This is a genomic window from Kitasatospora sp. NPDC048722 (genome assembly GCF_040650235.1).
Taxonomy (GTDB): domain Bacteria; phylum Actinomycetota; class Actinomycetes; order Streptomycetales; family Streptomycetaceae; genus Kitasatospora.
Genome location: NZ_JBEZGX010000014.1, coordinates 131,593 through 148,862, shown reverse-complemented (window position 1 = coordinate 148,862; position 17,270 = coordinate 131,593). Strand labels below are relative to the sequence as shown.

General features: G+C 73.1%; 15 protein-coding genes, 1 tRNA gene and 1 pseudogene. 7 read left to right on the top strand and 10 right to left on the bottom strand.

The window, feature by feature from the left end:
* The 6 genes and pseudogenes from AB0C76_RS13665 to AB0C76_RS13640 all read right to left on the bottom strand — a co-directional run.
* Nucleotides 1-147, bottom strand: a pseudogene (locus AB0C76_RS13665) (IS30 family transposase); the annotation flags it as partial.
* 78 nt (nucleotides 148-225) lie between these two features.
* Nucleotides 226-1,059: an MBL fold metallo-hydrolase gene (locus AB0C76_RS13660; RefSeq protein WP_359964058.1), complete on the bottom strand. Its 834-nt coding sequence runs from the start codon at nucleotides 1,057-1,059 to the stop codon at nucleotides 226-228.
* Entirely contained in the window at nucleotides 1,056-1,229 is a 174-nt protein-coding gene (locus AB0C76_RS13655) for a hypothetical protein (RefSeq protein ID WP_359964056.1), read from the bottom strand. Before AB0C76_RS13655 ends, AB0C76_RS13660 begins: the two co-directional genes overlap by 4 nt.
* An 84-nt stretch (nucleotides 1,230-1,313) precedes the next feature.
* A complete protein-coding gene (locus AB0C76_RS13650) occupies nucleotides 1,314-2,177 on the bottom strand; it encodes an NUDIX hydrolase (protein ID WP_359964054.1) in 864 nt (287 codons plus the stop codon).
* A gap of 72 nt (nucleotides 2,178-2,249) precedes the next feature.
* Nucleotides 2,250-2,717 carry a RidA family protein gene (locus AB0C76_RS13645; protein ID WP_359964052.1) on the bottom strand — a complete coding sequence of 156 codons (468 nt, stop codon included), beginning with the start codon at nucleotides 2,715-2,717 and terminating at the stop codon, nucleotides 2,250-2,252.
* Nucleotides 2,714-2,872, bottom strand: coding sequence for a DUF4177 domain-containing protein (locus AB0C76_RS13640; RefSeq protein WP_195911064.1), 159 nt, complete (start codon nucleotides 2,870-2,872; stop codon nucleotides 2,714-2,716). The genes AB0C76_RS13645 and AB0C76_RS13640 overlap by 4 nt, the downstream gene beginning before the upstream one ends.
* Nucleotides 2,873-3,081: 209 nt before the next feature.
* Here AB0C76_RS13640 and AB0C76_RS13635 point away from each other — a divergent pair, with 209 nt between their 5' ends.
* Together AB0C76_RS13635 and AB0C76_RS13630 are read left to right on the top strand one after the other, a co-directional pair.
* Complete coding sequence (locus AB0C76_RS13635; protein ID WP_359964050.1) at nucleotides 3,082-4,191, top strand: ArsA-related P-loop ATPase; 1,110 nt, start codon at nucleotides 3,082-3,084, stop codon at nucleotides 4,189-4,191.
* On the top strand, nucleotides 4,188-5,363 hold the full coding sequence (locus tag AB0C76_RS13630) for an ArsA family ATPase (RefSeq protein WP_359964048.1): 1,176 nt from the start codon (nucleotides 4,188-4,190) through the stop codon (nucleotides 5,361-5,363). Before AB0C76_RS13635 ends, AB0C76_RS13630 begins: the two co-directional genes overlap by 4 nt.
* Nucleotides 5,364-5,569: 206 nt before the next feature.
* On the opposite strand, the gene AB0C76_RS13625 is transcribed toward AB0C76_RS13630, so the two are convergent.
* On the bottom strand, nucleotides 5,570-5,893 hold the full coding sequence (locus AB0C76_RS13625) for a WhiB family transcriptional regulator (protein ID WP_195911063.1): 324 nt from the start codon (nucleotides 5,891-5,893) through the stop codon (nucleotides 5,570-5,572).
* A gap of 525 nt (nucleotides 5,894-6,418) precedes the next feature.
* Between AB0C76_RS13625 and AB0C76_RS13620 the strand changes: the two genes are divergently transcribed.
* On the top strand, nucleotides 6,419-8,665 hold the full coding sequence (locus AB0C76_RS13620) for a transglycosylase domain-containing protein (RefSeq protein ID WP_359964046.1): 2,247 nt from the start codon (nucleotides 6,419-6,421) through the stop codon (nucleotides 8,663-8,665).
* 106 nt (nucleotides 8,666-8,771) lie between these two features.
* Here AB0C76_RS13620 and AB0C76_RS13615 read toward each other — a convergent pair whose 3' ends face one another.
* On the bottom strand, nucleotides 8,772-9,227 hold the full coding sequence (locus AB0C76_RS13615; RefSeq protein WP_359964044.1) for a GatB/YqeY domain-containing protein: 456 nt from the start codon (nucleotides 9,225-9,227) through the stop codon (nucleotides 8,772-8,774).
* 102 nt (nucleotides 9,228-9,329) lie between these two features.
* Here AB0C76_RS13615 and AB0C76_RS13610 point away from each other — a divergent pair, with 102 nt between their 5' ends.
* The 3 genes from AB0C76_RS13610 (at nucleotide 9,330) to AB0C76_RS13600 (ending at nucleotide 11,212) form a co-directional block, all read left to right on the top strand.
* Nucleotides 9,330-9,950: a CGNR zinc finger domain-containing protein gene (locus tag AB0C76_RS13610; protein WP_359964043.1), complete on the top strand. Its 621-nt coding sequence runs from the start codon at nucleotides 9,330-9,332 to the stop codon at nucleotides 9,948-9,950.
* A gap of 143 nt (nucleotides 9,951-10,093) precedes the next feature.
* A complete protein-coding gene (locus AB0C76_RS13605) occupies nucleotides 10,094-11,038 on the top strand; it encodes a metallophosphoesterase (RefSeq protein WP_359964042.1) in 945 nt (314 codons plus the stop codon).
* 100 nt (nucleotides 11,039-11,138) lie between these two features.
* Nucleotides 11,139-11,212: transfer RNA gene (locus tag AB0C76_RS13600), tRNA-Pro, on the top strand.
* 148 nt (nucleotides 11,213-11,360) lie between these two features.
* Here the strand turns inward: AB0C76_RS13600 and AB0C76_RS13595 are convergent.
* Together AB0C76_RS13595 and AB0C76_RS13590 are read right to left on the bottom strand one after the other, a co-directional pair.
* Nucleotides 11,361-13,781 (bottom strand): right-handed parallel beta-helix repeat-containing protein, encoded by a 2,421-nt coding sequence (locus AB0C76_RS13595; RefSeq protein ID WP_359964040.1) that lies wholly within the window; start codon nucleotides 13,779-13,781, stop codon nucleotides 11,361-11,363.
* Between the two features lie 190 nt (nucleotides 13,782-13,971).
* Nucleotides 13,972-16,683, bottom strand: a complete 2,712-nt coding sequence (locus tag AB0C76_RS13590) for an AAA family ATPase (RefSeq protein WP_359964038.1) — start codon at nucleotides 16,681-16,683, stop codon at nucleotides 13,972-13,974.
* 155 nt (nucleotides 16,684-16,838) lie between these two features.
* Between AB0C76_RS13590 and AB0C76_RS13585 the strand changes: the two genes are divergently transcribed.
* A complete protein-coding gene (locus tag AB0C76_RS13585) occupies nucleotides 16,839-17,216 on the top strand; it encodes a nuclear transport factor 2 family protein (RefSeq protein ID WP_359964035.1) in 378 nt (125 codons plus the stop codon).
* The last annotated feature ends 54 nt before the right edge of the window (nucleotides 17,217-17,270 follow it).

Below are 17,270 nucleotides of genomic sequence, written 5' to 3'. Positions count from 1 at the left end.
GCGGCCGGTCCGCTGATCGATGCCCACGATCCGGCACGCCTCGGTGTTGCTGTAGCCCTGCTGCATGAGCCGGGAGTATGCCGCCCGCTCCCGGCTCAGCTTCACGGGCCCCTGAGCTGTCCGGTCCTCACGGATCTCGAAGTCCAATGCATCCCCTGAGCTGGGGTGTTGCAACGACTCCTAGAACCCAGGCGAGGAGGCCGGGCCCTTCGGCGTTCCCGCAGGTCAGTCGAGGTACGGGATCAGCCCGTGTTCCTCCAGATACTCCATCTGCGCCCGCACCGACAGCTCGGCGGCGGGCCACAGCGCGCGGTCCACGTCCGCGTACACCCGGGCCACCACCTCGGCCGCGGTCCGGCAGCCCGCCTCGACCGCCGTCTCCACCTGGGCGAGCCGGGTGGCCCGGTGGGCGAGGTAGTAGTCGACGGCACCCAGGGCGTCCGCGAGCACCGGCCCGTGACCGGGCAGGACGGTCCGCACGCCGTGCTCGGACGCCATCGTGTGCAGGCGGCGCAGCGAGTCCAGGTAGTCGCCCAGACGGCCGTCCGGGTGGGCGACCATCGTGGTGCCGCGGCCGAGGACGGTGTCGCCGGTGAGGATCGCGCCGTCGGCGGGCAGGTGGAAGGTCAGCGAGTCCGAGGTGTGCCCGGGGGTGCCGACCACCCGCAGGTGCAGGCCGCCCACGTCCAGGCGCTGCCCGCCGACCAGGCCCTCGGAGCCCAGCCGGTGCGCCGGGTCCAGCGCCAGGACCTTGCTGCCGGTGAGCTCGGCGAAGCGGACCGCGCCCTCGGCGTGGTCCGCGTGGCCGTGGGTGAGCAGGGTGAGCGCCACGCGCTTGCCCTGCTCTTCCGCGAGGTCGATCACGCGGCGCAGGTGGCCCTCGTGCAGCGGGCCCGGGTCGATCACCGCCGCGAGGTCCGAGCCGGGCTCGGAGAGCAGCCAGGTGTTGGTGCCGTCCAGCGTCATCGGCGAGGGGTTCGGCGCCAGCACGCAGAGCGCCCGCGGGGTGGCCTCGCCGCCGACCTCGGCGGCGGGGTCACCTGGGAGGAGTCCGCTCACCTGCCGCCCTCGCCGTCGCGATGCAGGGCGCGCAGCGGGAGCGCCCGGACGAGGGCCCGCTGGGCCACCTCGACGAACGGGACCGGCTGGTCGCAGGCGGCGGTGCGCGGGGGCAGGCGGCGGGCGGGCATCTCGGGTGCCGTCCGGCGAGCCACGTCGTTGTGGGTCATCGGGCGTCGGTCCTCTCTCTGCGGTGGTGCTCGGTTCTGCGGCAGGGTCTGTGAAGCGGCTGCGAGCGGTCTCGCGGTCCGGGCTCAGGCTTCGGGGAAGTCCCCGTCGATGGTCAGCTCGTCATACCCCGGCCATCGAACGGTCATGCGGTCGCCGCGGACCTCGGCCCGGCCCAGCACCGGGTCCAGCGCGCGCTGCCCGGCCGCGGTCAGGGCCTCGGCGGCGCTCCGCACCGACGACAGCTCGCGCAGCACCGTGACGGTCGGCGGCAGCATGCCGAACCGGCCCTCGTCGTAGCCGCGGACGGCCTCGGCGGGCGCCATCCAGGTCACCCGGTCCGCCTCGCCGACCTCCAGCGCGGCCCGCTGGCCGAACGGCAGGGCGGCGACGAAGAACCAGGTGTCGTACCGGCGCTCCTCGAACTCCGGGGTGATCCAGCGGGCCCAGCCGCCCAGCAGGTCGCTGCGCAGCACCAGGCCGTGCGCGCGGAGGAAGTCGGCGAAGGACAGCTCGTGGGCCTCCAGCGCGGCCCGCTCGGCGCTCCAGTCGCGCGGCTCGGCGATGCTCCGCGCGTCCGGGCCGGCCAGCAGCACGCCGGCCTCCTCGAAGGTCTCGCGGACGGCCGCGCAGACCACCGCCTGCGCCGTCCGGGCGTCCACGCCGAGGCGCCGCGCCCACTCCTCGGGGCCGGGCCCGGCCCAGGCGAGCTCGGCCTCGGCGTCCCGCGGGTCCACCCCGCCGCCCGGGTAGGCGTACATGCCGGCGGCGAAGGCCATCGAGGTGCGCCGGCGCAGCAGGTAGGCCTCGGGCCCGGAGGCGGCGTCGCGCAGCAGCACCACCGTCGCGGCGGGCTTCGCCGCCGGCGGGGTCGCCGCACCGGAGTCGACCGCCCGGATCCGGGCGGGCCAGCCGGGCGGCATCGGGAGCGTCGTGGCTCGATGGTCCATGCCCGGATGCTAAGCGCACGAAGGCGGGGTTGGACAGGCCCGGCCCCGCCTTCGTGATCACGACCGGAGCGGTCAGGCGCTCTTGACCCGCACCTGGAGCTCGACCTCGACCGGGGCGTCCAGCGGCAGCACCGCGACGCCGACCGCGCTGCGGGCGTGCACGCCGGCCTCGCCGAGCACCTTGCCGAGCAGCTCGCTGGCGCCGTTGATCACGGCCGGCTGGCCGGTGAAGTCGGGGGCGGAGGCGACGAAGCCGACGACCTTGACGACGCGCTCGATCAGGTCGAGGTCGCCGATCACCGACTTGATGGCGGCCAGGGCGTTCAGCGCACAGGTCTGCGCGAGCTCCTTGGCCTCCTCCGGGGACACCTCGGCCCCGACCTTGCCGGTGCTCGGCAGCTTGCCGTCGACGACCGGCAGCTGGCCCGAGGTGAACACGAACTCACCCGCGCGCAGCGCCGGGACGTACGCGGCGACCGGGGCGGCCACCGGCGGCAGGCTCAGACCCAGCTCGGCGAGCTTCGACTCGACCTTGCTCATGCGTTCTTCTCCCGCTTGAAGTAGGCCACCAGGGTCTCCGGGTTGGGACCCTGCACGACCTGGACCAGCTCCCAGCCGTCCTCGCCGAAGTTGTCCAGGATCTGCTTGGTGGCGTGCACCAGCAGCGGCGCCGTCATGTATTCCCACTTGGTCATGGCCAGACTCTAGACGAGCGGCCGAGGCGATCGGCCCCGCTGACGGACCGGCGTGTGAGGTGGCCCACAAACCGGGCATGATTCAGGCCCGGTCCCCCCGGTGCTCCGGGCATCCGGCGCGCTCGCTGGTTACTCTCGCGAGAGGGCAACCGGAGAGCGGGCCGGCCGACAGAGCGGCCCCGGCCCTCGGAGACGGACGGAGACGGAGCGTGGCACGCACCCCCGGCCAGGCGGCCCGGCGCGACCCCGACTGGGAGGGCGTCCGGCTGCACGTGGTCAGCGGTAAGGGCGGCACCGGGAAGACCACGCTGGCCGCCGCGCTGGCGCTGGCCCTGGCCGCCGAGGGCGGCCGGGTGCTGCTGGTCGAGGTGGAGGGCCGCCAGGGCATCGCCGAACTGTTCGGGATCGCCGCGCTGCCGTACGAGGAGCGCCGGATCGCCTCGGTCTCCCGGCGGCAGCTCGGCCTGCCGGCCGTCGCGGACGACGCGGACGCGCCGGGCGGCTCCGGCGCCCCGGGCGGCAGCGGCGAGGTCTTCGCGCTGGCCATCGACACCGAGCAGGCCCTGCTCGAGTACCTGGAGATGTTCTACAAGCTCGGCCGGGCCGGCAAGGCGCTGCAGAAGGTCGGCTTCGTCGACTTCGCGACCACCATCGCGCCCGGCGTCCGGGACGTCCTGCTCACCGGCAAGGCCTGCGAGGCCTCCCGCCGCAAGGGCCCGGACGGCCGCCGCAGCTACGACGCGATCGTGATGGACGCCCCGCCGACCGGCCGCATCACCCGCTTCCTGAACGTCAACTCCGAGGTGGCCGGCCTGGCCAGGATCGGACCGATACACACCCAGGCGCAGGCCGTGATGCGGGTGCTGAAGTCGCCGGAGACCGCGGTGCACCTGGTCACCCTGCTGGAGGAGATGCCGGTGCAGGAGACGGTCGACGGCTTCACCGAGCTGCGCGAGTCGGGTCTCCCGATCGGCGGCGTGATGATCAACATGGTCCGGCCGCCGCTGCTGGACGCGGCCGCGGTCGCCGCGATGGACGGGGACCACCGCGAGGAGGTCGCCCTGGCCCTCGGCGAGGCCGGGCTGGGCGGGCGCTCGCGCAAACCGGAGACCGTCCGGGCCGCCGTCGACCCGCTGCTCGACCCGCTGCTGGAGCAGGCCCGCGAGCACGCCGAACGGGTCGAGCTGGAGCGCGCGCAGCGCGCCGACCTCCAGCACCTGAAGCTCCCCACCTACGAGCTCCCGCTGCTCGGCGAGGGCGTGGACCTCGGCGGGCTGTACCGGCTGGCGGGCGAACTCAAGCGGCAGGGGGCGGCGTGAGCACGACGACGAACGGTGTGCGCGGCACGGGCAGCCGGCTCGCGGTGGACGCGCTGATCGACGACCCGAAGACCAGGATCATCGTCTGCTGCGGATCCGGCGGGGTCGGCAAGACCACCACGGCCGCGGCGATCGGGCTGCGCGCCGCCGAACGCGGGCGCAAGGTGGTCGTCCTGACGATCGATCCGGCCCGCCGCCTCGCCCAGTCCATGGGCCTGACCGAGCTCGACAACACTCCGCGCGTGGTCAAGGGGGTGGGCGGCGAGGGGGAGCTCCAGGCCATGATGCTCGACATGAAGCGGACCTTCGACGAGGTCGTGCTCGCCCACGCCGAACCCGAACGGGCCAAGGCGATCATGGAGAACCCGTTCTACCAGTCCCTGTCGGCCGGCTTCGCGGGCACGCAGGAGTACATGGCCATGGAGAAGCTCGGCCAGCTGCGCGCGGCCGAGGAGTGGGACCTGATCGTCGTCGACACCCCGCCCTCCCGCTCGGCGCTGGACTTCCTGGACGCGCCCAACCGGCTCGGGTCCTTCCTCGACGGCAGGGTGATCCGGATCCTGACCGCCCCGGCCAAGGTCGGCGGCCGCAGCGCGATGAAGTTCCTCAACGTCGGCATGGGCCTGCTCACCGGCACCCTGGGCAAGATCTTCGGCGCCCAGTTGCTCACCGACGTGCAGACCTTCGTCAGCGCGATGGACTCGATGTTCGGCGGCTTCCGCGAGCGGGCCGACCGCACGTACCAGCTGCTCAAGGCGCCGGGCACGGCCTTCCTGGTGGTCGCCGCGCCGGAGCGGGACGCGCTGCGCGAGGCCGCCTACTTCGTCGACCGGCTGGCCGCGGACCGGATGCCGCTGGCCGGACTGGTGCTCAACCGGGTGCACGACTCCGGGGCCCCGCAGCTCACGGCGGAACGGGCGCTCGCGGCGGCCGAGGCGCTGGAGGAGAACGGTTCGGGGCACGCGTCGCCCGAGGCGGAACTGCTCGCGGCCGGACTGCTGCGGCTGCACGCCGAACGGATGCAGATCATGGCGAGGGAGCGCCGGACCAGGGACCGCTTCGTGTCGGTGTACCCGGACGTGCCGATCGTGGAGGTCCCCGCGCTGCCGGGCGACGTGCACGACCTGGACGGGCTGCGGGCCATCGGGGACAGGCTGAGCGGCGGGGTGTAGGGACCGCGGCGGGGCCGGCGGTCCTGAGCGGCGCGGCGTCGAGCGGGGCGTCAGCGTCGAGCAGGCGCGCATTGCGTTGCCATGTGGTGTGTCGCGTGGCTCTGCGAACGGTGCGGAGCCGTGGGGCGTCGCGCGGGTGCGGCGTGTCGCACCTGGTGTCGGCCCGGGCCGGTGGGGCGGCCCGGCGCGAGTGATCGCGTGCCGGGTCAGCCCGCCTGGGCGTAGTCCGTCAGTATCACCCCGGTGGCCAGGGACTCCTCGTACTCCGTCCGGGCCGTCTCCAGCAGCTTGCGCCAGGAGATCACCGTCGGACGGCGGCGCAGCAGCGCCCTGCGCTCGCGCTCCGTCATCCCGCCCCAGACCCCGAACTCCACGCGGTTGTCCAGCGCGTCCGCGAGGCACTCCGTACGGACGGGGCACCCGCTGCACACCGCCTTCGCGCGGTTCTGCGCCGCCCCCTGGACGAACAGTTCGTCCGGATCACTCGTGCGGCAGGCGGCCTGCGCACTCCAGTCGTCAACCCAGCCCATGCCGGCGCCGTCCTCTCCCGATGTTTCGAGGCTCCCCCACGGCGGCAACGGCATATTCACCGTTGCCAGTTGAGGACGTTACGGAAGAACGACAGCTTGCAACAGCCCCTTCGGGCTCAATCTCGAATGACCCGATTGGACTATGGGTATCGGTCAGCTCACTCGTTGGAGTGATCGCAGGTCGCAAGCCTTGCCAAGCGCGACACGGCAACTCTGGCCACGCGCATCATCACGGAGCGCTACCGTTCACCCGTGCGCGACAGCCCGCAGCGGCCTCGGAATCCGCCAGGAAAGCGGCAATTCGGGCAAGTCTTCCCACTCACACGAGTGAGTCATGCTGACGCACCGAAGCTGTCGCAAGCTTGTGACAAGCCTAGGCGAACACCTGCCCCTATGGAGGGGATTCGGCGACGTAGGGTTCTCCCCATGGCACCGAAGCGCCCCCAGGCACCCCAGCCCCCAGGCAACACCGGAGCTCCGCGCGGAGAGCGCCGCGGGTCACCGCTGGACTTCGCGGGACACGGAGTGAAGTTCCTGGGCGTCAGCGTGCTCTCCGGAGTCCTGCTGGCGGGCCTCGCCCTGCCCGCCGTCGGCGCACTCGGCCTCACCGCCAAGGACACGGCGGAGAGCTTCGAGAACATCCCCGACGATTTCAAGGCGCCGCCGCTCACCCAGGCGACGCAGATCTTCGACGCCAAGGGCGGCCTGATCGCCAAGGTCTACGAGCGCGACCGCACCGTCCTCACCGCCGACCAGATGTCGCCCTTCATGCGGCACGCGCAGGTCGACATCGAGGACGCCCGCTTCTACGAGCACGGCGCCGTCGACCTCAAGGGCATCCTCCGGGCCATCAGCAAGAACGCCGAGAGCGGCACCACGTCGCAGGGCGCCTCGACGCTCACCCAGCAGTACGTGAAGAACGTCAACGTCGAGAAGGCCGGAGACGACCAGGCCGCCGTCCTGGAGGCGCAGCGCAAGACCCTGGGCCGCAAGATCCAGGAGCTCAAGTACGCGATCAAGCTGGAAGAGGACCTGACGAAGGACCAGATCCTCACCAACTACCTCAACATCACCTTCTACGGCCACCAGGCCTACGGGGTCGAGGCGGCGTCGCAGCGCTACTTCAGCAAGAGCAACAAGGACCTCACCATCGCCGAGGCCGCCACCCTCGCCGGCATGGTGCAGAACCCGTCGTCGTACGACCCGGTGCGCTACCCGGACAACACGGTCAAGCGCCGCAACGTCGTCATCGACAAGATGCTCGAGAACAAGCACATCACCCCGGACCAGGCCAAGGAGGCGAAGGCCGCCCCGCTGGGCCTGAAGTACAAGGACCCGCAGAACGGGTGCATCACGGCCCAGGCCGGCATGGGCTTCTTCTGCGACTACGTGCGCCACGTGGTCAAGCAGGACCCGACCTTCGGCAAGTCCGCGGCGGACCGCAAGAAGCTGTGGGACACCGGCGGCCTGAACATCTACACCACGCTGGACCCGGACAAGCAGGCCGCCGCGCAGAACGCCGTCACCAAGAAGGTCAACGTGACCGACTCGGTGTCGGCCGCCGCGACCATGATGGAGCCCGGCAGCGGCAAGATCCTGGCCATGGCCCAGACCCGCCCGTACGGCCTGGACCCGAACAAGAACCAGACCGTGGTGAACCTGAACGTCGACGCGGCGATGGGCGGCGGCAACGGCTTCCAGACCGGTTCGACCTTCAAGCCGATCCTCGCCGCGGCGGCCCTGGAGTCGGGCATGTCGCCCACCCAGGCGTTCCCGTCCGAGAACAAGATCGAATACCCGAGCATGTCGACCTGCTCGGGCACCTGGAAGAACGTCCCCCAGCCCGGCCAGGGCAAGGCCACGGTGAAGAACGAGTCGGCGGGCGAGGTCGGCCCGTACGAACTCAAGCAGGCCATGGCCCTCTCGGTGAACACCTACTTCGTCGAGATGGAGCAGCAGACCGGCCTCTGCGCGATCAAGCAGATGGCCAACAAGCTGGGCATCTCCCAGTCGGCCCAGGGCGGCGAGTTCAAGGAGGTCCCCTCGATGGTCCTCGGCTCGCTCGAACTCAGCCCGCTGACCATGGCGAACGTCTACGCCACCTTCGCCGCCCGCGGCAAGTACTGCACCCCGATCGCGATCAACAAGATCAGCACGGTCGACGGCAAGGACATCAAGGTCCCGCAGTCCCAGTGCAGCCAGGCCTTCTCCGAGAACACCGCGGACGCGCTCAACACCATCCTGCTCAACGTGACCGAGAAGGGCACGGCGGCCGCCCTCGGCCTCGACGACGGTCGCAAGATCGCCGGCAAGACCGGTACCACCGACGAGAAGAAGGCCGCTTGGTTCAGCGGCTACACCCCGTCGCTCGCCACCTCGGTCTGGCTCGGCGGCCCGGCCGGCGGCGTGAAGATGAAGGACATCACCATCGGCGGCAAGCACTTCACCGAGGTGTTCGGCGCCGACGGCCCCGGCCCGATCTGGCAGATGGCGATGAACCAGGCGCTCAAGGGCACGCCCCTGGAGCCCATCCAGACGATCAACATCCCGGACCCGCAGCCCAAGCCGGACCCGAACGCGACCGCGCCCGCCAGCCCGCCGGCCGGCGACCCGAACGCCCAGCCCGGCGCCAACCCGCCGCCCCCGGCCAACCCCGGTGGCAACCCGGGCGGCGGCACCAACGCCGGCGGCATGATCGGCGGCGGCTTCACCTTCCCGCCGGGCTTCATCGGCGGGAACGGCAACGGCGGCAAGCACGGCGGCACCGGCTGAGCCGGCCGCCAGGCCGACAACGGAGCGGAGGGCGCCCCCCGAGTGATCTCGGGGGGCGCCCTCCGCTCCGTGCTGTGCTGCTCCGCCGCTGTGCGCGGACCGTGACTCAGCCGGTCAGCGCGGCCTTCACCGCGGCGGCGACGCGGCCGCCCTCCGCCAGACCGTCCACCTTCGGGCGCACCAGCTTCATCACGGCGCCCATGCCCTGCGGACCGGTGGCCCCGCTCTCCGCTACCGCGGCGGCCACGATGGCGGTCAGCTCGTCGTCCGAGAGCTGCGTGGGCAGGTAGGCGGCGAGCACCTCGCCCTCCTGTCGCTCCCGGGCGGCCTGGTCGGTCCGGCCCGCGGCCTCGAACGCCTCGGCGGCCTCGCGGCGCTTCTTCGCCTCGCGGGTGACCACCTTGATCACCTCGGCGTCGGACAGCTCGCGCTTCGTCTTGCCCGCCACCTCCTCCGCGGTGACCGCGGAGAGCGTGAGCCGGATGGTGGACGAGCGCAGCTCGTCCCGGTCCTTGATGGCAGCCGTGAGGTCCTCCTGCAGCTGCGCCTTGAGCGTCGTCATGGCCCCGAGTCTCCCACCTGCGGCGTTCGGGTGCCCGGCATTAACGGTCACCGGCCGCGGCAGGCCCTGCGGGCCGGTTCGGTAACCCATTAGAGTGGTTACATGACCGAAGGTGCCGAGGCCGAGCCGACCGTCGTCCCCGGGCTGCTGCTGACCGCACCGAGCGGCACCGGCTTCCACTTCGACCCCGGCGCGCTCTGCCTCGAACTGCTCACCACCGGCGGCCCCGGCGGCCACGCCCGCTGGGAGGTCCTGCACCAACCCGCCGACCTCGCCGCCTGGCTGCCCGGCTCGCGGCTGCGCCTGCCCGCGGACGCCGTCCGGATCACCGACGCCCAGCTCACCGCCGCCCGCACCCTGCGCGACGCCCTCTGGCGGCTCGCCGCGGCCAGGGCCCACGGCGAGCGTGGCGACGCCGCCGACTACGCCGTCCTCAACCGGGCCGCCGAACACCCCCCGCTCGTCCCCAGGATCGCCCCCGACGGCACCGAGGCGGCCCCTCTGCCCGCCGACGGCGACCAGCTGGCCTCCACCTTTGCCCGGGACGCGATAGCCCTGCTCACGGGCCCGCACGCGGACCGCATCCGCGAGTGCGGCGCGCACAACTGCTACCTGATCTTCGTCGACACCTCCCGGCCGGGGCGGCGGCGCTGGTGCTCCATGGAGCGCTGCGGCAACCGCAACAAGGTCCGGGCGCTGCGGGCCCGGCGGGAACCGGAGTAGCCGGGGTGCCCACGCCCCGGCCCGCTCCCCCAACCGCTCCCCCGTCCACTTACCCGTCCACTTACCCGTCCGCACCCCTACCCGCATCCCTACCGGGCGGACGGACGTTCACCAGCTGATCCGCCGTCTGAGAGCATGGAACGATGCGACCGCTGTACTCCGTCCCCCTCGGAATCGCCGCCACCGGCGCCGCCTGCCTCGCCTACTCCGCCGGATACGAGGTCCGTTCCTTCCGGCTGCGCCGGGTCGAGGTCCCCGTCCTGCCCCGGGGCGCCCGCCCCCTCCGGGTACTGCAGGTCTCCGACATCCACATGGTGAGCGGCCAGGGCAAGAAGCAGCGGTGGCTGAAGAGCCTCGCGGGCCTGCGCCCCGACCTCGTCGTGAACACCGGTGACAACCTCTCCGACCCGCTCGGCGTCCCCGCCACCCTCGACGCGCTCGGGCCGCTGATGGAGTTCCCCGGCGTGTACGTCTTCGGCTCCAACGACTACTACGGTCCGGCCCGCAAGAACCCGGCCCGCTACCTCCAGGCGATGCGCAGCGGCGTCCACGGCATGAACAACCCCGACGGCACCGGCAACCGCGGCATCGTCGGCGCCGTCCACAACCCCTGGGAGAAGCTCCGCGACGGCTTCGACGCGGCCGGCTGGCTCGACCTGACCAACACCCGCGGACGCCTCACCCTCGGTGGCCTCGACCTCGAGTTCACCGGCCTCGACGACCCGCACATCCGCCGCGACCGCTACAGCGAGGTCACGGGCGGCCCGTCCGCCGACGCCGACCTCTCCCTCGCCGTCGTCCACGCGCCCTACCTGCGCGTCCTCGACGCCTTCACGGCCGACCGCTACCCGCTGATCCTCGCCGGCCACACCCACGGCGGCCAGCTCTGCATCCCCTTCTACGGCGCCCTGGTCACCAACTGCGACCTCGACGCCAAGCGGGTCAAGGGCCTCTCCACCCACACCGCCGGCGGCCGCCGCTCCTACCTCCACGTCTCCGCCGGCTGCGGCACCAACCGCTACACCCCCGTCCGCTTCGCCTGCCCCCCCGAGGCCACCCTCCTCACCCTCACCCCGGCCCCCCGCTGACCCGCCCCGGACGCCCGCCGGGAATCGGATTTCGTGTCTCGGCGAGCGTCCGGTAGAGTTCTACTCGTCGCGAAGGAGACGGAGCGACAAACCGCAAGACCGGGGTGTGGCGCAGCTTGGTAGCGCGCTTCGTTCGGGACGAAGAGGCCGTGGGTTCAAATCCCGCCACCCCGACCCAGTCCAGAGGGCCTATCGGAGAGATCCGGTAGGCCCTCTGGCGTTCTCGCGTGACGGTGGCTCAGGTGCTGCCGGTGGAACGGGGCAGGCCCGGTCTCCCTGAGGGGAGACCGGGCCTGCGTGTGTTTCTCGGGGGTACCGCGGGTCAGACCGTGATGATGGCGAACACCGAGTCGGAGACACCCGCGTAGGCGTTGCTCAGGCTGAAGGTCGCCGCCTGCGGGCGGTAGATGCCGAAGGTGGTGCGGCCGCGGCCCTGCCAGTCGCCGGTCACCGGGAAGTCGCCCACCGCACCGTAGGTGGCGGTGGTGATGCTGCCGTCGTCGTGGCGGAGGGCGAAGGTGTTGGTGCCGCCCCACTGCCGGTCGGGGCGGGCGATGCCGAGCTGGGCGTGGCCGACGCCGTCCCAGTCGCCGACGATCGGGAGGTCGCCCTGCTGGCCGAGGGTCGCCGTGCTGACGCTGCCGTCGTCGTGGCGGACCGCGAAGGTGTTGGTGCTCGGCCGGTAGACGGCCAGCTGGGCGTGGCCGTTGCCGTCCCAGAGCGCGGGGACCGGAACGTCACCCGGCGCGCCGAAGGACACCGTGGTGACGCTGGCGTCGTCGTGGCGCAGCGCGAAGACGCCGTCGCGGTAGATGCCGAGCTGGTCGTGCCCACCGTCCCAGGAGCCGGTCACCGGGACGTCGCCGGACTGGCCGAAGTACGCCGTAATGACCCGGCCGCTGTTGTCGTTGGTGGTGGCCAGCGACCACATGCCGCTGTAGAAGACGCCCACGTGGGTGCTCGCGCGGCCGTCCCAACGGCCCGTCACCGGGGTGCCCGAACGGGTCCAGCCGTCGGCCCGGACCTGCTGCGAGTAGGTCAGCGAGCGTCCGTGGTCGTCGACGAAGGTGGCGGTGACGTTGTAGGTCCCGACGTGGGGGTACTCGTGCGGAACGCCGTCGGCGGCCCCGCCCTTCACGACCGTGCTGGTGCCGTCGCCGAAGTCGACGGTGGTGCTGACCAGCGGCCAGGGGCTGGTGACCATGGCGTAGAGCTGGATGTGCGTCGGGCCGTAGTTGCTGTTCTGGACCGCCGTGATCGACGGCGCGGACAGCGGGCCGATCGGGTCGACGGTGATGTTGGTGGTGGAGGTCTTGGTGTTGCCGAGGCCGTCGGTCGCGCTGAGCACGGCGCGGTAGGTGCCGGGGCCGGGGTAGGTGTGGACCACCTGCGAGGGGGTGAAGGGCTGGGGGCCGGCCCCGTCGCCGAAGTCGATCGTCGCGGTGGCCTTGGACCAGGGCGAGTAGACGGTGCCGAGGAGCGCCTTGTCCAGCGGGTGCCCGGCCGGGATCCGGTTGTTCCAGTCCCAGCTGAGGCCGACCGCGAACGGGTTCTGGCGCTCGATCGCGCCGCGGTCGTAGTGCGTCGCGGGGCCGGTGCCGGTGTTGTCGACCAGCGGGTCGTCGACCCGCTGGTTGCCCACCAGGTCGGTGGTCAGCTCGCCGGGTGCGCCGGCGTCGGCGGAGTCCAGCGCGTTGGTGTCGCGCTGCGGGGTGACGTCGTCGTTCGAGTTGCCGCCGAGGTTGAGGCCCGGGTCGGTGTCGACGTCGTGCGCGCCCTGGCCGGTGACCGTGGTGAACGCGGCGGGCGAGGTGTGGACGGTGCCGGCCCAGGAGTAGGCCTGGCTGCCCGCGTTGATGCCGGTGCCGGGGTGGACGACGTTGTAGTCGGCCTTGGTGCCGGTGACCGAGCCGGCCGAGACGACGAACTCCAGCGGGCCGGTCTGGGGGCAGCGCAGGGTCGTCGGGCCGGTGGCGGTGATGATGTTGTTCTCGACCACCGCGCCGCTCGACGCGCCGGCCAGCGAGACGCCGGTGCCGCAGTTCTCCGCGACGGTGTTGCTCGTCACGACGGTGCCGGGGGCGTCGGTGACGACGATGCCCCCGCCGAGGTTGGCGGTCAGGGCGTTGGTGGTGACGACCGTGCCGGTGACGCCCGGGTCGACGGCGATGCCCGCGCCGCTGCTGCCGCCGATCCGGTTGCGGCTGACGGTGCTCGCCGTGGTGGCGCCGGTGAGGCGGACGCCCGGCGCCTTGGCCGAGCCGGCCCCGAGCAGCGTGTTCCCGTCGACGACGATCCGGTCCGAGTCGGCGACGAGCACGGCCTCCTGGGCGGTGTTGAACGCCAGGCCCTGGATGGTCACGTCGTGGACCTTGGAGAGCGAGAAGCCGCGCGTCCCGGGGCCGCCGACCTGGGCGGTGGGGAACTTGTCGGTGTCCGTCAGGCCCTGGAAGGTGATCGGGTGGCCGGGGGTGCCCGAGTGGGTGACGGTGACCTGCTCGGCGTACACGCCCTCGGCGATCTGGACGGTCTGGCCCGGCTGGGCGGCGTCGGCGGCGGCCTGCACGGTGCAGTACGGCTGGGTCTGGGTGCCCGTCCCGGCGTCCGAGCAGTGCGCGGTCGGGCTGTTGTTCACGTAGAGCGTGGTCGCGTCGGCGTGTGCGGCGCCCACCGACAGCGTGGTTCCGGCGATCGCGGAGCTCACCAGAGCTGCGGCGATGCCGATGTGACGTCTTATGGACATGTCCATCCCCCAGGGCGTTCCAGGACTTTCGGGTAACGCGAGACAGCGCCGGCGGGGTCCCGGTCCGGGACCGCGCGGAAGTGATCACCGACCGGCGCGCAGAGCAGTATCCACCCTGCCCGGCCACGCGTTCCATCGGGATTCCCCTCTGAGCGCGGCGGAGCGGTCCGAGCCGTGTCGGGCCGGGGGGTCAGAGCAGGTCGGTGAGGGCGGTTCGGGACGTGATGCCCAGTTTGGGATAGGCCTTGTAGAGGTGGTGCCCGACCGTGCGGGGGCTCAGGAAGAGTTGGGCGGCGATGTCGCGGTTGGTGAGGCCGCGGGCTGCCAGGCGGGCTATCTGGAGTTCCTGCGGGGTGAGGGCCGACAGGGGGGAGTCGGGGGCCGTCGGGGTGGGGGCGGTGGTGCCGGTGGCGGTGAGTTCGGTGCGGGCACGGGCGGCCCAGGGGTGGGCGGCGAGGCGCTCGAAGGTTTCGAGGGCGGCGCGCAGGTGGGGGCGGGCGTCGGTGCGGCGGCGGGCACGACGGAGCCACTCGCCGTAGAGGAGCGCGGTGCGGGCCTGTTCGAAGGGGCGGTGGGTGCCCTCGTGCAGGTCGAGGGCGGCTCGGTAGGCGGATTCGGCGAGTTCGTCGGGGCCGAGGAGGGCCTGGCAGCGCAGGCGCAGGGCCTCGGTCCAGGGACGGCCGGCGGCGGCGCTCCAGCGGGCGAAGCGTTCGTACGGCTCGGCGGCGCGGTCGGGGGTGCCGAGCCGGACGGCGGCCTCGACCAGGTCGGGGACGGCGCGGGTGGCGCTGACGTGGTGCCGGTAACGGCCGGTGGTGAGGGTGTGCAGGCGGTCGGCGGCGTCGCCGGCCCGGCCGTGGCCGAGATCGTCGAGGGCGAGCGCCCAGTGGGCCCAGGGTTCGCCGGAGGCGGGGGCGGCGGTCTGCGGTCCGGTCGTGGCGAGGGCCTCGGCGGCGAGGCGGGTGCAGGTGTCGGTGGTGCCGGCGAGGGCGGCCAGGTAGGCGAGCAGGGCGGTGAGTTGGCTGACCCACTGGTGCTGGCCGGTGTCGCGGGCGAGGTCGAGGGCCTCGGTCGCGGTGACCTCGGCGTCGCGGTGGCGGCCGTGGAAGAGTTCGGCCTCGGCGAGGAAGAACCCCAGTGTGGGCAGCACGCCGACGGCGCCCTTGGCGCGGGCTTCGGCGACGAGTTCGGCGGCGAGTTCGGCGGTCTCGTCGTCCCGGCCGAGGACGAGGGTGGCGCCGCACAGTTGGACGAGGTCGGCCGGGGTGTCGGCGCCGGCCGCGCGTGCGGCGTCGGCGGTGGCGCGGGCGGTGGGCAGCGGGTCGGCGTCCCGGCCGAGGGCCGGCAGGACGGCCGCCGTCAGGTGGCGGGCGAGCGGGGTGAGCGGGTCGTCGGAGGCGAGCGGGAGGGCGGCGAGGCGGTCGAGGACGGCGGCCACCGGCTCCTCGCCCGCGTACCAGGCGGCGTGGAAGGCCTGGAGCAGCATCCGGGCGGCGTGCGGCGGTTCGACGGCGGTGCCGGCGGCGTCGAGCAGCAGGCGGTGGGCGGTCGGGTAGGAGCCGCGCCAGAAGTGCGCGGTGGCCCGGACGTGGTCGAGCAGCGCGTGCGCGAGGACGCTGTCGGTGCGGGCGGCGGCCTGGTCGGCGAGCGCCTCCGCGTGCTCCAGCCTGCCTTCCTCGGTGGCGGCTTCGGCGGCGAGGACGAGGCGGCGGGTGGCGGTGTCGCGGTCGGGGGTGAGCCGGGCGGCGCGTTCGTAGGCCGCGGCGGCGCCGCCGTGGGCGCCGCGGGTTCCGGCGCGGACGGCGGTGCGTTCGAGCGCGTCGGCGAGGCCGGCGTCGGGGGCGGTGGCGGCCAGGGCGAGGTGCCAGGTCCGGCGGTCGCCGTCGGGCAGGGCCGTGCCGACGGCCCGGTGGGCGGCCAGGCGCTGGAGGTGCGGCGCGCGCTGGAGGACGGCGGCGCGCAGGAGCGGGTGGCGGAACGCGAGCCGGCGGTCGGGGGCGACCGTCACCAGGCCCGACTCCTCGGCGGGGGCGAGGTGTTCGGCGCCGGCGCCGAGGGCTTCGGCGGCGGGCAGGACGACGTCGAGTTCGCCGTTCTCCTCGACGGCCGCGACGAGGAGCAGCGTCTGGGTGGCGGCGGGCAGGCCGGTGACCTGGCCGTGGAAGGCGATGAGCAGCCGACTGGTGAGCGGGAGGCTGCCGGGTGCGGCCGTCTCCGGTCCGGTGACGGGGAGTTCGGTGAGGGCGAGGGGGTTTCCGGCGGCCTCGGCGAGCAGCCGGCGGCGGACGGGGGCGGGCAGGCCGGGGCCGGCCCGGTGGGTGAGCAGCCGGGCGGCGTCGCCCTCGTCTAGTGGCGCCAACGTCATTTCGGGCAGGCCGAGTTGGGCCTCCGCGGCACTGCCGTCCGACCGGGCGGCGAGCAGGAGCACGACACCTTCGGCCTGGAGGCGGCGGGCGGCGAGCAGCAGGGCGTCCCAGGAGGCGCGGTCCAGCCACTGGACGTCGTCGACGACGCACAGCAGCGGTCGGTCGGCGGCGAGTTCGGCGAGCAGCCCGAGCGTGGCGAGCCCGGTGAGCAGGCGACCGGTGGAGCCCGGGGCGGCAGTGAGGCCGAACACCGTCTCCAGCGCGAGGCGTTGCGGTCCGGGCAGGGCGGGCAGCCGGTCGAGGCCGGGCGCGAGCAGCAGGCTCAGCCCGGCGTAGGGCAGTTCGGCCTCGTGCTCGACACCGGCCACCCGGATCACCCGGAAGCCCTCCCCGGCCGCCGCGACCGCGTGGTCCAGCAGGGCGGTCTTGCCGATCCCGGCCTCCCCGGCCAGCAGCAGCACCCCGCTGCGGCCCTCTCGCGCCCCGTCCAACAGCCCGTCCACGACGGCCTGCTCGCGTTCCCTCCCGTACAGCATGACTCCGACCCTACCGACCCCCGCCGGACGGTGACCGGCGAACGTACGCACCCCCTTACCCATACGTGACGGATTCGCCCGCGCCCGTCCGTCCCTACCTTGGTGAGCAGCGGGAACGACCCGCCCAACACCCCACCGGGACAAGGGAGAAGACGATGACCGAGATCACCACCGCCGCCCTGCAGCAGCTCGCCGAGCGCTACCTCGCGGTCTGGAACGAGACCGACCCGGCCGCCCGCCGCAAGCTGATCGACGAGGTGTGGGCCGAGGACGGCCGCTACACCGACCCGCTGGCCGCGGTGACCGGCCGGGACTCGATCGACGCGCTGATCGGAGCCGCGCAGGCCCAGTTCCCCGGCCTGGAGTTCACCCTCGGGCCGGTGGACGCGCACCACGACATCGCCCGGTTCACCTGGAACCTCGGCCCGGCCGGCGCCGAGCCGATCGTGATCGGCTTCGACGTGCTGGCGGCCGGTCCGGACGGGCGGATCGCCTCGGTGTCCGGCTTCCTGGACCGCGTCCCGGGCGCCTGAGCCGCCGTGGCGCCGGTTCCGTGTCCCCTCGCGCGTCGCGGGGGACACGGAACC